Genomic DNA, 13,643 nt, shown 5'->3' on the forward strand with positions numbered 1-13,643 from the left:
GAAGCCGAACAGAACAAGGAATCGACATGTTGAACGCGAACAACGCAATCGCCCCTTCCCGTGGAGCATTACCGATGAGTGAGGTCACGCCCGTCGTCTTCGTTGTCGATGACGATATTTCCGTGCGCGAGTCGCTGGAACTGATGATCCGCTTCGCCGGATGGCAGCCACGACTGTTCGAGTCCGCGCAGGATTTTCTCGACGCGCCCAGAGCGCTGGTGCCCAGTTGCCTGGTACTGGACATCAACCTGCCCGACCTGAGCGGACTGGATCTGCAGACCGCCCTGGCCGACGAACGCTACAACATGCCAATCATCTTCATCACCGGCTACGGCGATATTCCGCGCACGGTGCGGGCCCTGAAGGCCGGTGCGGTGGAGTTTCTGACCAAGCCGTTCAACGACGACGTGATTCTCAGCGCCATGGCCGATGCGCTACAAAGCAGTCGTGTGGCGCTGGAAGGAGAAAAGAATCTGCGTGCACTGCTTGAGGCTTACAAGACCCTGACGCCGCGCGAGCAGGAAATCATGGCTTCGGTGGTCAGCGGGCGACTCAACAAACTGATTGCCGCCGACCTCAACATCAGCGAAATCACCGTCAAGGCCCATCGCGGCAAGGTCATGCGCAAGATGAAGGCCCGTTCGCTGGCGGACCTGGTGAAAATGGCCGCCCTGATTACGCCGGAGTAGCGTGCAGGCTCTGCCAGAAACTTTCCAGCCGACGCAGATCAAGGCTGTCGAAGCCTTCCGAAGCCCGCTCGCGACAGGCGCCGAGCAACGTCCGGGCATGATCCGGCTGACCCTGTTCAAGCCAGAAACGGGCAAGATCCATCGTTGACCGCAACTCCCACGCCCAGGCGCCCTGCTCGCGGCTCAACGTGATGGAATCCTCAAGAACGGCCAGCATGACTTGTTCAGCTTCGGCCTGGATGACCTTGAGAATACCGGCCTTGATCCGCAGTAACTCCGGCAGCGCAAAGGCATCACCGCTTCGGCGGCAGTGATCGATGGTGCTGTCGACCAGGGTCAGTGCCTTTGGGTGTTGGCCCACCAGGATCAGGCCTTCGGCCAGTGCGATTTCAAATGAGGTCGTGAGCAGTTCGTAACGCATGCTGCGCAACCGCGCCAGACTTTCTTCCAGCATGGCAACTGCATCCCCCGGCTCCTCGGCGCGGATGGCGATCGCCGCACGCAACCCGTGGCAGGCGGCAATGTAGGGGCCGAGTGCGTTGGTTTCGGCGATGGCGCTGAACCGCTCAAGGCTCGCGGTGGCCTTCGCCAGATCACCGGTCCAGATATAGATGCACAAGATCCAGACCATGGCGATGCAGTAGGTGACCGGATGCTGCAACGCCGACGCTTCGGCCTCAATCTGCTCGGCCCAGCGCCGCGCCTGGTCGGGATAGCCCAGCAGCCACAGCGAGCGCGCCAGCGCCAGCCCCGTGCGATTGCGGTGATCGAAGCCGTAGTAAATCGTGTTGCTGGGATGGGACGGCAAGCTGTTGCGCAACGAGCTTTCCAGTTCCTGACGGGCCAGACGCTGGTTGCCGAGCAGATGATGGGAGATGCCGGTCAGCGATGAGGCAATCGCGATGGCGGCAGGCTCGTTGAGGATATTGCCGACCACGGCCGCCTGCTCCGCCCAGGCCAGCGACGAAGGGAAATCACCGATGCGCTCGTAAAAGATCTGCAGGCGCCCCAACAACCTCAGCTGGGAGCCGTAGTCGTTCAACGCGACGGCGATGTCCTGCGCCCGGAGCAAGGCCTTTTCCGCGGCTTCGCTGTTGCCTCGGGTGAACATCAGGACCAGGCCGAGTGCGGCTTGCAATTCCATTTCGGTCGGCGTGCCGTAGTAACCCAGCTCCAGCAGTTCCACCGCCCGGGAACACCAGGTGCGGCACTCGACCAGCAAGGAAAAATGCAGGAACAACGGCGCGCTCGCAGCCGCCAGCGGCAACGCCAGGCCGGGATCGCCGTGGGGCCCGAAGCTCCATTCCAGCGCACCGCGAACATTGCCCAACTGGCTGGCCAGACGCGCCGAGTGACGGAAAATTTCGTCGGGGGAAGTTCCCAGATGCCCAAGCAAATCCATGTAAAACGCCGCGTGGCGGAACGCCAGCGCATTGACCTCGGCCTCTCCCCGCGCTGTCAATTTCTCCCGGGCGTAGGCGCGCGTCATCTCCAGCAAGCGATACGAATCCGTCGAGTCGCTGTGATCGACCGTGACCAGTCCCTTGCACACCAGATCATCGAGGATCGCGGCCGTTGTGGCGCTTTCGTGTTGCGATTCGGCAACTACCTGCGCGGCGGCTTCCTGGGAAAACGGCCCGACGAAGACCGAAAACCGCTCCAGCGCCAGGCGCTCTTGCGGCGACAGCAGGTCATAACTCCAGTCGAGCATGGCACGCAGGGTCTGATGGCGCGGCACCGCCGTCCTGCGTCCCGACCAGCCCAGCGAAAAACGCTCGCCGAGCAGCGCGTGGGTGGCCTTCAATCCGTGGCTGGCGACCCGCATCGCCGCCAGCTCGATCGGCAGCGCCATGCCCTCCAGCCGCTGGCAAATGTCCGCAATCATTTGCCCGCCGCCCGCTTCCAGCAGCGTGGCATTGCTCAACGACGCGCGTTCGACAAACAGCTTGATGGCCGGGAATGCCAGCAACTCCTCAACGCCGAGGTGTTGCGGCTCACGGGGAAATTCCAGTGGATTGAGCCAGTGCACGTATTCGCCACGCACCCGCAGCGGCTCGCGACTGGTGGCCAGAACCCCGACCTCCGGCGCGGTGTCGCTGATCTGTTCCAGAAGGATCGACACCGCGTCGATCAGGTGTTCGCAATTGTCGATCACCAGCATCAACCGCTGCTCGCGCAAATGCGCGAGCAGGACGAACATCGGGTCTTCGGCCTGCACCGGGATGTCCAGCGATCGGGCCAGTGCCGATGGCACCAGCGCGCTGTCTTCCACTTGTGCCAGATCGACGAAGCTGACGCGCTCATAGCCTTGGGCGGCGATGCGGTGCGCCACTTCGATGGCCAGGCTGGTCTTGCCGACGCCGCCGGGGCCGACGATGGTGAACAACCTCGGTTGCTGCATATGGTCGATGACCAGTTGCAGATCGATCTCGCGGCCGATCAGTCTGGCCCGTGGCGGCAGACTGCAGACGCCCTCTGTGGCTCGGGTCGCGATGGGCGCCGGGTGCACAGCGGTCTGTTTTCTTTCCAGCGGCGCGACGAAGGCATACCCCACGCCCACCTGGGTCGCGATGTAACGTGCCTGCTCCTCGCCATCGCCGAGAATCCGCCGCAGGCCGGTCATATGGAAACGCAGACTGCCTTCGGCCACCACACTGTCGGGCCACACCTTGTCGATCAGGTCGTACTTGGACAGCACCCGCCCCGGCTGCTCAAGCAAGGCGATCAGCAGATCCAGCGCCCGTCCGCCGATCTCGACCGCCACCCCGTTGCGGGTCAGCAGACGTTTGCCTGGAACGACACAGAACGGTCCAAAAATGAATTCGGTCGTGAGGGATTCGCGCAATGCGTCCGGAAAAGACTCCACGAGGATCGATCTCTCTAAAAAACGTAAAGGGCTGCGCCGGTTACAGACAGCCGGCGCGGGCCCTTTGCATCATAGGAGTTTTGCACCGCCGTTCAAGCACGGCACCGGCAGAGTGAGAACCTCACCCCTTTATTTCACCCTTGCGAATGGCAATTTTGATGGCCTGAGCAGTGGTGGCCACGCCCAGATGCCGACGCGCCGAACGCAGGTGATTTTCCACCGTGCGCCCGGACAAGCCGAGTGTGGCGGCGATGTCGGCCTGCCGGCGACCGGCGGCGACCCACGCCAGCACTTCGCGCTCGCGGGTCGAGAGTTTTCCGGCCGTCTCGTCCAGCGGCGCTTCGAGCAAGCGTCGGGCGGAGAAAAACGCCACCGAGGCGAGCATGCCCAGCGCCAGACGAACCCGCGCCGAGGCATCGATCTGTTCGCCACCCAGACTCATGGCGCCTTCAAGCCCTTGTGGACCGAAGACCGGAATCTGCAATCCATGCACGCCCGGGCCGCTTGGCACGCGAACCAGCCGATACAGTTCGCCGCTCTGCTCCTGCACCTTGCTCCAGAAGAACGATTCGCGGGCGTCCAACAGGTGGCGAGTCACTGGGCAGCGCTGAACGTAGGTCTGGGCGTCGACAGCGATGCCGTCGCCGAACCAGTCGCCTTCCACCCAATAAATGCGCTCGACCACGTCCTCCGACGCCGAGGTGGCGGAGAACAGGACGAACCGATCGTAACCATAGGCCCCGGCGAAACCGCGAACGGCCTTCTGGATCGCCACCAGCGTGGGCGCCGCCTCGATGTCGAGGGCGGCGCGCAAGAGTGCTTCGGCAGGTCCGGAGCTCACCCCGACGTGACCTCTTTGAGGAGCGCGGCGGCCGCCAGTTTGCCCAGTGCGTTGCCCGCCAGCGGACTGTCACCGGTCAGCAGTTTGCGATCCTGAAGCGTGGCCCCGGAAATGTCCTGGTTAGTGATTTCCACACCGAGCGCCTGCAACTGCTCGCCGAATTTCCAGGTCAGGTGGCCGGGCATGTAACCGATGTCGGGGGTTGTAGAGTCCAGGGCATCGGGAAAGGCGCAAATCCGGTAACCGTTGAAGATGCATGAGTCTTTTGTTTCACCGAGGCCGGCCGCCAGCAGCGCCGCCGGGCCGTGGCACAGGGTAATGACGAATTTGTCCTTGGCGATTGCCCATTGCAGGATCTTTTTCACGTCCTCGCTTTCCGGCAGGCCGATCAGCGCGCCGTGGCCGCCGGGAATGAACACGCCGATGTAATCAGAGTCCTCGCCCAGCGCTTCTTCGATCACCTGGGACAGCTTGAGTGGACGCTTGAACTGATCGCGGTATTGCTCGTAGAAGCCCTTCACTTCGGCGTCTTCGGAGGGCATGGCCCAGAATTCGAACTTGACCGGATTGCCCGACAGCGTCGCGACATCAAAGCCAAAACCGGCCTTGTCGAGGTGATACATCGGCAGCAGCGTTTCAACCGGGTGATTGCCCGTGGAGAACATGGTGCCGTTGTCGGTCAACAGATAGCGCTCGTCCGCGCCGATCATCAGGACCTTCCAGCGCCCGCCCTTGTAACGGTTCGGGTACTCGGCATCACTGAGATCGGATTTGGGCGAAGTGAACTGGCTGAGGGAATATGGCGAGGGGAAAAACGCGTTGTCCTCGGCCGGATCGGGGGTTGGGCGCTTGTCGTCAGTCTGCGTGGTAGCCATGGTGCTCTCCATCGAGTGGGTCAACGTCGGAGTTCATGCTAGTAAGGCGTCAGCGTTACAACAATGAGGGTTTTCCCTCAAAAGATCATGCACTGAACCTGCGGCCCCTCAATGTGATCGATAAGTGGCAGAATCCCCGCAACTGATGATTTCGGAGACCCCCAATGCTTCGCCTGTTTGAACAACGGCTCGACCCCTTCCCGCCCGACGAAGCGCCGCCACCGCCGGTCGGTCTGGCGCGATTCCTGTGGGCCTGCACCCGTGGCGCTCGCGGCTATATCCTCGCGTTGGCGCTGCTCAGTGCCGGTGTGTCGATCTACGAAGCCTGGTTGTTTTCCTTTTTGGGTCAGGTCGTGGATCTGCTCTCGACCTGGCAGGCCGGCGGCGATGTGAACGGCCAGGAGAGCCGCGTGCTGTGGGGCATCGGCATCGTGTTGCTGACCAGCGTCGGGCTGGTGGCGCTGCGCACCATGGTTCAGCATCAGGTGTTGGCGATCAATCTGCCGCTGCGTCTGCGCTGGGATTTCCATCGACTGATGCTGCGGCAGAGCCTTTCGTTCTTCTCCGACGAGTTTTCCGGTCGGGTCACGACCAAGGTGATGCAGACGGCGCTGGCCGTGCGCGAGGTGCTGTTCACCGTCATCGAAATCGCACCGGGTATCGGCGTCTATTTCATTGCGATCATCGCCCTGGCCGGCGGCTTCGCCCTGAAACTCATGCTGCCGTTCATTGCCTGGGTCGCGCTGTTCGGGCTGGCGATGCTGTATTTCGTACCGCGCCTGGGCCAGGTCGGCCAGGAACAGGCCCATGCGCGCTCGTCGATGACGGGCCGGGTGTCGGACGCCTACACCAACATCACCACCGTCAAACTGTTCTCCCACTCCAAACGTGAAGCGCATTTTGCGCGGGCGGCGATGGAGGATTTCAAGCAGACCGGTTTCCGCCAGATGCGTCTGGTCAGCCAGTTCGAGATCGTCAATCAGGCGCTGGTGGTCGGGCTGATCATGGGCGCCGGCGGCTACGCCTTGTGGCTGTGGCATCAGGGCGAAGTCGGCACCGGGGCGGTGGCGGCGATTACGGCCATGGCGTTGCGCATCAACGGCATGTCGCACTGGATCATGTGGCAGATGACGTCGCTGTTCGAAAACATCGGCACGGTGCAGGACGGCATGGACACCCTGACCCGTGGCCCCAAGGTCCAGGATGCGCCGGACGCCGGCGTGCTGGTGCCTTCCGGCGGCGCCGTGGAATTCGACAACGTGAGCTTCAACTACAACGGCGAACGCCAGGTGCTCGACGGCTTGAGCCTGAGCATCCGACCGGGGGAAAAAATCGGTCTGGTGGGCCGCTCCGGCGCCGGTAAATCCACGCTGATCAATCTGCTGCTGCGCTTCTATGACGTGGATCGCGGCGAGATTCGCATCGACGGGCAAAACATCGCGCAGGTGACACAGGACAGCCTGCGCAGCGCGATCGGCATGGTCACTCAGGACACGTCCCTGCTGCACCGCTCGATTCGCGACAACATCGCCTACGGCCGACCGGACGCCACCGACGAACAGATCCAGCGTGCTGCGGCCAACGTCCAGGCCGACGGCTTCATCAACCAGCTCAGCGACCGCCAGGGCCACACCGGCTACGACACCCTGGTGGGCGAGCGCGGCATCAAGCTTTCCGGTGGCCAGCGCCAGCGCATTGCCATTGCCCGGGTGATGCTCAAGAACGCGCCGATCCTTCTACTGGACGAAGCGACAAGCGCCCTGGATTCCGAAGTCGAAGTCGCCATCCAGGAAAGCCTCGATGAAATGATGCAGGGCAAGACCGTGATCGCGATTGCGCATCGACTGTCGACGATTGCGGCGATGGATCGACTGATTGTCATGGATGAGGGGCGCATCATCGAGCAAGGCACCCACACCGAACTGCTGGCCAAGAACGGCACCTATGCGCGGCTTTGGCAGCACCAGAGTGGCGGGTTTCTGGGTGAGGATCAGGGGCTGACTGAGGCGATGGATCAGGCGTAATCCGTGCTGCCCCGGTGTTGCCGGGGCAGACGACGAGGGCTCAGACGCTCGGGTGGGTGTGGTAGATCTTGCTGACGATCGTCCACTTGCCGTCCACCTTCAGCAGGTTGAAAAAGTCGGTGAAACGGAACCCTGACACGTTGTCGGTATCGACCCGGGCACTCGCAGCCGTGCCGACGATGTCGATGCGAACGATGGCGGCTTCGGCTTCGGGGGATGGACGGAACGCGCTGTCGATGACGTCATACAAATTCTGGATCGCGCCGCCGACGAGCTTGCCGTCGTCAACCCCGAACATGGTCGCCTGCGCATTGAACGCGGGCTTCATCAAGGCGCTGTCAGCCTTTGCTCCACCTTCGTTGTACTGGCTGAGCACTTCAACGATTGCGTTGTATTCCTGCACGTAAGTTGGATGGCTCATGATGAACTCCTGATTGCTGTGAATGTGTTTTTCAATCGAGCCGCCCTGCGCCGATCCGGCACGGGGCGCACAAATCAATGGTCAGCCGTTGGCCAGTCGGTGTAGCCCTTGGCGCCGCCTCCGTAGTAGCTCTCGCGTGGTGCGATGGTCAGTTCGGTGCCCCGACGCAGGCGCTCCACGAGGTCGGGGTTGGAAATGAACAGGCGCCCGAACGCCACCGCGTCAATCCGGCCCTGCGCCCGGCGCTCCAGTGCCATCTCGAGGTCGTAGTTGTTATTGCCGATGAAGGGGCCTTCGAACTGCGCGCTCAATGCATCCAGATCAACGCCATCAGGAACCGTGCGCGAGGTCGCGGTGGCGCCTTCGACGAAGTGCAGATAGGCCAGATTGAGCCGGTTGAGCTGCTGAATCAGATATCCGTAGGTCGCCATGACATTGCTGTCGGGAGGTGTGTTTCCGGCATCGGGCGTGACCGGCGAAAGACGAATGCCGACGCGGTCACTGCCCCAGATCGAAATCACCGCTTCAGTGACTTCAAGCGTCAGTCGGGCGCGGTTCTCAATGGTGCCGCCATACCGGTCAGTGCGCTGATTGGTCGAGTCACGCAGAAACTGGTCGAGCAGATAGCTGTTCGCCGAATGAACCTCCACGCCATCGAAACCGGCACGCCTGGCATTTTCAGCGGCGCGCTTGTATTGCTCGATGATGCCGGGAATCTCCGATGTCTCCAGCGCTCGGGGCATCGACACTTCGACAAAGCCGTTCTCGGTGTAGGTGCTGCCTTCTGCCTTGATCGCCGACGGCGCAACGGGAGCGGCGCGGTCGGGCTGCAACTCGACGCTGGAAAAACGCCCCACGTGCCACAGCTGGCTGACAATCCTGCCACCTGCGGCATGGACGGCGTCCGTGACTTTTTTCCACCCCGCCCCCTGCGCGTCCGACCAGATCCCCGGCGTCATGGCGTAGCCACGCCCCTGCGCCGAAATGTTTGTCGCTTCGGCAATGATCAAGCCGGCACTCGCGCGCTGTGCGTAGTAAGTAGCGTGCAACTCGTTCGGAACGCCGTCTTCAGCCATCCGGCTGCGGGTCACGGGCGCCATGACAATCCGGTTGGTCAATTGCAGGGCGCCCATTTGCATGGGAGAAAAAAGATCCGTGTTGCGACTGTTATCAATCATGTTGCATACCTTCAATATCAGACCGGTCGTCTAGTAACTTGATGAAAAAAATCGCCTGTACATTCAGCAGGCGTTTACTCGTGCAGCGCCGTCAGTGCTCCTTGTGATCGTCAGGCCTTTTGTACGTCCGGGCGGGTGCGCGAAGGCTCAAGAGTCACCCTCTCCCATTTGGCGATCACCAGGGGCGCGATCGCATTGCCCAACACATTCAGGGTGGTGGTGCCGCTGTCGATAATCCTGAAGATGCCGGCGATCAGTGCCACGCCCTCCAGCGGAAGACCGGCAGACGCCAATGTGGCCGACAGGATGACGATGGCGAATCCAGGCACCCCGGCAGCACCTTTGGAGGTCAGCACCATGGTCACCACCAGCAGGATTTCCTGAGAAAGCGACAGATCGATTCCATAAAGCTGGGCGATAAAGATTGTCGCCACCCCGAGGAAGATCGACGCGCCATCAAGGTTGAACGCGTACCCCACTGGCACCACAAAACTGACAATGCGCCGTGGTACGCCGTAGTTCTCCAGCTTGCTCATCAACTGCGGCATGACCGCTGCAGAGGCAGCACTGGAGAACGCAAGAATCAACTCGTCGCGGAAATACCTGATCAACTTGAAGATGTTCTCGCCGATCAGGTAACTGATTCCTCCGAGCACTACCAATGCGAAGACGATCAGCGCCAGATAAACCACACCAATCAACTTGAGCAGGGGCAACAACGAGGCAAAACCGAAGGTCGCGACGGTCGCACCGATCATGCCGAACACCCCTATCGGGGCATAGGCCATGACGATCGAGACGATCCTGAACATCGCATCCGAAATGCCTTGGACCAGCGCAACCACAGGTGCACTTTTTTCCTTGGGCAATGCGTTCAGCGCGACACCGAACAACACCGCGAAGAACAGGACCGAAAGCAGCTTCGCCTCGGACATCGCCACCAGAACGTTATCCGGAACGATGTTTTGCATAATCACGAGCGCGCCCTTCGAAGGCTCCATCGTGATGGCGGTAGCACCATGCGCGATGCCCGAAATATCGGTGCCCGTACCGGGTTCGAAGAGGTTCGCGAAACACAGGCCGATCACGATGGCCAGGCCGGTGATCGCAAAGAAATAGCCCAGCGACTTGATGCCCATCCGGCCGAACGACTTGTTATCCCCGCCACCGGCGATACCCAGGATCATGCAACACAACACGATGGGCACGACCACCATCTTCATCATCTTGATGAAGATATCGCCAAGCGGTTTCAGGATCTCCGCACTGACCCACGACTGATACTGCGGATGGGTGTTGAAGTACCAACCAACGAGCACGCCAAGCAACAGCCCGGCAACGATTTGCCACACCAGGGGAATACGTTTCATGTCTAGCCTTTTTGTTGGAATGAAAGGACTGCATCAATTCGGCAGTTGCTAGAGTCATGAGCTTCCAGCTCACTTGAGATCAAATGGCACAACGCCGTTGTGCCATTGCGTTTCTTACTTGGCGAAGAGCTGGCTCATATCCTTGAAGGCCTTGAATTCGAGGGCATTGCCGCAAGGGTCGAACAGGAACATCGTGGCTTGCTCGCCAACCTGTCCTTTGAATCGAATGTAAGGTTCGATCACAAATTCGGTACCGAAAGACTTGAGGCGCTCTGCCAGCGCTTCCCACTCTTCCCATCCCAGGATGATGCCGAAGTGAGGAACAGGAACATCGTGCCCGTCGACCGGGTTGCTGTGAACGCTTTCCTGAGACGCGGTTTTCGGGTGTTCGTGAATCACCAGTTGATGCCCGTAAAAGTTGAAGTCGACCCATTGGTTACTGGAACGACCCTCTTCCAGGCCGAAGACCTCACCGTAAAAAGTGCGGGCTGCAGCCAGGTTGTAAACGGGGATGGCGAGGTGGAATGGCGAAAGGCTCATCAGGACTCCGATACGGTTTTTGTGGTTGGTGAGCACATCGTAGGGCGACACTGACAGCAAAAAAATCAATATATATTTCTCAGAAACACAACTAATATTTGTGAATGATCAAAGAACTCAAGACCCTCATTGCCGTCGCCCGGGAAGGCACTTTCGCAGCTGCCGGCAACCGGATAGGCCTCACCCAGGCGGCGGTGAGCGCCCAGATTCAACGTCTGGAAGCCGAGCTCGGCTTTGAAATATTCGACAGAAAAGGACGCACGGCCCACCTCAACAGGATGGGCCAGCAAGTCCTGCTTCAGGCGCAGGAGCTGCTTCGTCTTTACGACAACCTGGGATCGACCACCGTCGGTCTTTCCACCCGCATTCTGGTCAACGTCGGTGCAATCGCCTCTGTCCAGCGATCGTTTCTCCCGGACGCACTCGCCAGGTTTCACCAACAGTGCCCGGAATGCCGAACGCGTGTCGTGCCCGGTCTTTCCATGGAGCTGGTGAACCTGGTGGATACTGGCGAAATCGACATGGCGGCGATCATTCGGCCGCCCTTCTCGCTTCAAAGCGATCTGCGCTGGACCACGCTGGCGCTTGAACCCTACCGTCTGATCGTGCCCAAGGACGTACCGGGAGAAGACTGGATCGAACTGCTCTCAAGCCTGCCGTTCATTCGGTATGACCGCTCTTCATTCGGCGGCAGGCAGGTCGATCGTTTCCTGCGACAGATGCATTTCACTTTGCGTGAAGTCTCTGAGCTGGATGAGCTGGAGGCCATCATCAGGCTGGTGGAAAATGGCGTAGGGGTCGCGCTTGTGCCGCAGACGGCCACCCATCAGCAATGGCCGTCAGGTGTGCGGGCGCTTGATCTCGGCCAACATACGTTCCATCGCGATATCGGACTGGTGCACAGGCCTCGGCGAAGTTTCACCGAGCCTGTCAGGACATTGGCTGAACTTATTCTCGAGCAATTCAAGGTGGCGGCTGAGTGAGGGTCGATGGCTCACCCCTCAACAAGCCGCCCCGCAACCCACGTACGACTATACCCAAGCACCCTCCCCGCCAACCCCAGCGGAAAATGAATCACCCCATGTGCGGTTTCCGGCAACAGATGCACCTCCACTTCCGCCGCCCTGCCCCAACGCTCAGCCAACTCAAGCGTGTCATCCCTGAGCGGATCCAGTTGCGCAGCAAACATCAACGCTGGCGGAAAACCGGTGAAGTCACCGTACAGCGGTGACAACGGCGCCTGCCGGCGTTCTTCATCGTTCAATCCCGGCGTGAGCATTTGCAGCGCTTCAACCATCCCTGGCCCGTCCAGCAGCAAGGTCTCGGGCCCGGCGTTGCGTACGCTGGGGGTTCCGGCAAGGTCATAGACGCCGTAATACAGCAGCGCCCCGCTCACCCGTTCGAGCAGGTCCGGCCACTGTTTGAGTTGCAACAGGGTCGCGACGGCGAGATGGCCGCCTGCCGACTCGCCCACGACGATGACGGGCAGGTTCGCAAACTCGCGGCAGTCATCGCTCAGCAGCCAGCGGGCCGCCGTGAGGCAGTCCTGCATGACGCCCTCGATCGGAGTCGAGACCACAAGCCGATAGTCGACCGAGACCACTGCCACGTCGCAGGCTTTCACCATGGCGATATTGAGGGGGTCGTTCATCTGCGCGTTGCCGATGACCCAGCCGCCACCATGAATATCCAGCACCACACCTTTGGCCTTTGTCTTTGGCCGAATAATCCGCACCGGCACTGATGCGCCGTCGACACCCACCACTTTTCGTTCAGCCTCGAGCCCGTGCTTGAGCAACTTTCTTGCGCCGCCCAATTGGCTTAGCCGCAACAGCAACTGAATCGCCCGTGGCGTGATGCGATTGCGGATGCGAAAGCGCGGCAGCCGGGCAAGCTTGCGGTTGAACGCGCGCAATTGCGCCAACTCGTTAGCATCTGCGGGCCAGTCCATTGATTTCTTCATTTCGTCCTCTTTATTCGCGAGCGTTGCGCAGAATGAAAAAATATCAGCGCATTGGGTCTGTTGCTGCCTGGATACCCGGAGCAACGCAAAAAGCTCATTGGCCGTTTGTCGCGCCGTTGATAGGAATAGGCAATGATCAAAGGCAAACCGACATAGGTGAGTGTTTCTTCGATGGATACCATGAGTTGAAACCGCATTGACTGGAGCCCGTCATGACCACCACCAAAACCCTCTTCATCACCGGCGTCAGCAGCGGCTTCGGCCACGCGCTGGCCAAGGAAGCGCTGGCTGCCGGTCACCGCGTCATCGGCACCGTGCGCAGCGGAGCCGACCTGCAAGCCTTTCAGGCGCTGTCCATCGACAACGCGTACGGCGTGCTGCTGGACGTCACCGACTTCGACCGCATCGAAGGCGTCGTGGCGACTGTCGAAGCGACCCACGGCCCGGTCGATGTGCTGGTCAACAACGCCGGCTACGGCCACGAAGGCATTTTAGAAGAATCGCCGCTGGAGGACATGCGCCGCCAGTTCGACGTGAATGTGTTCGGCGCGGTCGCGGTGACCAAGGCGTTTGTGCCGTTCTTTCGCCAGCGGCGGGCGGGTCATATTCTCAATATCACCTCGATGGGCGGCACAATCACCATGCCGGGTATCGCGTACTACTGTGGCAGCAAGTTTGCGCTCGAAGGCGTTGCGCCATGCCATGACTGCCTCAGCGGCGGCGTTCAGTGTCGGCTATGAAAGCGCTTCGCAATTCAGCCGCGAGTTCAAAAGGTTCTTTGGCAGGACACCGCTGGCGGAGATCGAGTGGATGAAGGCAACGTATGCGTTGCCTGCGCCGACCTCGACCTCGGTTTATGTTTCGTCGCATTAGCCG

11 protein-coding genes and 2 pseudogenes are annotated in these 13,643 nt (G+C 60.7%); 5 read left to right on the plus strand and 8 right to left on the minus strand.

Annotated features, from left to right (window positions below):
* The first annotated feature begins 74 nt into the window (after window positions 1-74).
* Window positions 75-689: a response regulator transcription factor gene (locus JKA62_RS26385; RefSeq protein ID WP_011333676.1), complete on the plus strand. Its 615-nt coding sequence runs from the start codon at window positions 75-77 to the stop codon at window positions 687-689.
* Here JKA62_RS26385 and JKA62_RS26390 read toward each other — a convergent pair.
* The 3 genes from JKA62_RS26390 to hchA form a co-directional block, all read right to left on the minus strand.
* On the minus strand, window positions 676-3,555 hold the full coding sequence (locus JKA62_RS26390; protein WP_011333675.1) for an ATP-binding protein: 2,880 nt from the start codon (window positions 3,553-3,555) through the stop codon (window positions 676-678). The two genes, JKA62_RS26385 and JKA62_RS26390, sit on opposite strands and share 14 nt — an antisense overlap.
* 121 nt (window positions 3,556-3,676) lie before the next feature.
* Complete coding sequence (locus tag JKA62_RS26395; RefSeq protein ID WP_011333674.1) at window positions 3,677-4,396, minus strand: PA1136 family autoinducer-binding transcriptional regulator; 720 nt, start codon at window positions 4,394-4,396, stop codon at window positions 3,677-3,679.
* Window positions 4,393-5,271: a glyoxalase III HchA gene (gene hchA / locus JKA62_RS26400; protein WP_011333673.1), complete on the minus strand. Its 879-nt coding sequence runs from the start codon at window positions 5,269-5,271 to the stop codon at window positions 4,393-4,395. Before hchA ends, JKA62_RS26395 begins: the two co-directional genes overlap by 4 nt.
* 164 nt (window positions 5,272-5,435) lie before the next feature.
* Here hchA and JKA62_RS26405 point away from each other — a divergent pair, with 164 nt between their 5' ends.
* Entirely contained in the window at window positions 5,436-7,295 is a 1,860-nt protein-coding gene (locus JKA62_RS26405; RefSeq protein ID WP_201820212.1) for an ABC transporter ATP-binding protein, read from the plus strand.
* A gap of 40 nt (window positions 7,296-7,335) precedes the next feature.
* On the opposite strand, the gene JKA62_RS26410 is transcribed toward JKA62_RS26405, so the two are convergent.
* The 4 genes from JKA62_RS26410 to JKA62_RS26425 all read right to left on the minus strand — a co-directional run bounded on the left by JKA62_RS26410 (window position 7,336) and on the right by JKA62_RS26425 (window position 10,804).
* Entirely contained in the window at window positions 7,336-7,716 is a 381-nt protein-coding gene (locus tag JKA62_RS26410; RefSeq protein ID WP_011333671.1) for a nuclear transport factor 2 family protein, read from the minus strand.
* 74 nt (window positions 7,717-7,790) lie between these two features.
* Entirely contained in the window at window positions 7,791-8,894 is a 1,104-nt protein-coding gene (locus tag JKA62_RS26415; protein WP_041475216.1) for an alkene reductase, read from the minus strand.
* Window positions 8,895-9,004: 110 nt separating this feature from the next.
* A complete protein-coding gene (locus JKA62_RS26420) occupies window positions 9,005-10,264 on the minus strand; it encodes a cation:dicarboxylate symporter family transporter (RefSeq protein ID WP_011333669.1) in 1,260 nt (419 codons plus the stop codon).
* A gap of 114 nt (window positions 10,265-10,378) precedes the next feature.
* Window positions 10,379-10,804, minus strand: a complete 426-nt coding sequence (locus tag JKA62_RS26425) for a VOC family protein (RefSeq protein WP_011333668.1) — start codon at window positions 10,802-10,804, stop codon at window positions 10,379-10,381.
* Between the two features lie 104 nt (window positions 10,805-10,908).
* Between JKA62_RS26425 and JKA62_RS26430 the strand changes: the two genes are divergently transcribed.
* Window positions 10,909-11,787, plus strand: coding sequence for a LysR substrate-binding domain-containing protein (locus JKA62_RS26430; protein ID WP_011333667.1), 879 nt, complete (start codon window positions 10,909-10,911; stop codon window positions 11,785-11,787).
* Between the two features lie 11 nt (window positions 11,788-11,798).
* Here the strand turns inward: JKA62_RS26430 and JKA62_RS26435 are convergent, their stop codons facing one another.
* Entirely contained in the window at window positions 11,799-12,767 is a 969-nt protein-coding gene (locus tag JKA62_RS26435) for an alpha/beta hydrolase (RefSeq protein WP_011333666.1), read from the minus strand.
* 212 nt (window positions 12,768-12,979) lie between these two features.
* Here JKA62_RS26435 and JKA62_RS26440 point away from each other — a divergent pair.
* Window positions 12,980-13,462 (plus strand): annotated as a pseudogene (locus JKA62_RS26440) (SDR family NAD(P)-dependent oxidoreductase); the annotation flags it as partial.
* Window positions 13,452-13,640, plus strand: a pseudogene (locus tag JKA62_RS26445) (helix-turn-helix domain-containing protein); the annotation flags it as partial. The pseudogenes JKA62_RS26440 and JKA62_RS26445, both read left to right, overlap by 11 nt.
* Window positions 13,641-13,643 lie beyond the last annotated feature (3 nt).

The organism is Pseudomonas sp. B7, assembly GCF_016735645.1.
Classification (GTDB): Bacteria; Pseudomonadota; Gammaproteobacteria; order Pseudomonadales; family Pseudomonadaceae; genus Aquipseudomonas; species Aquipseudomonas glycinae.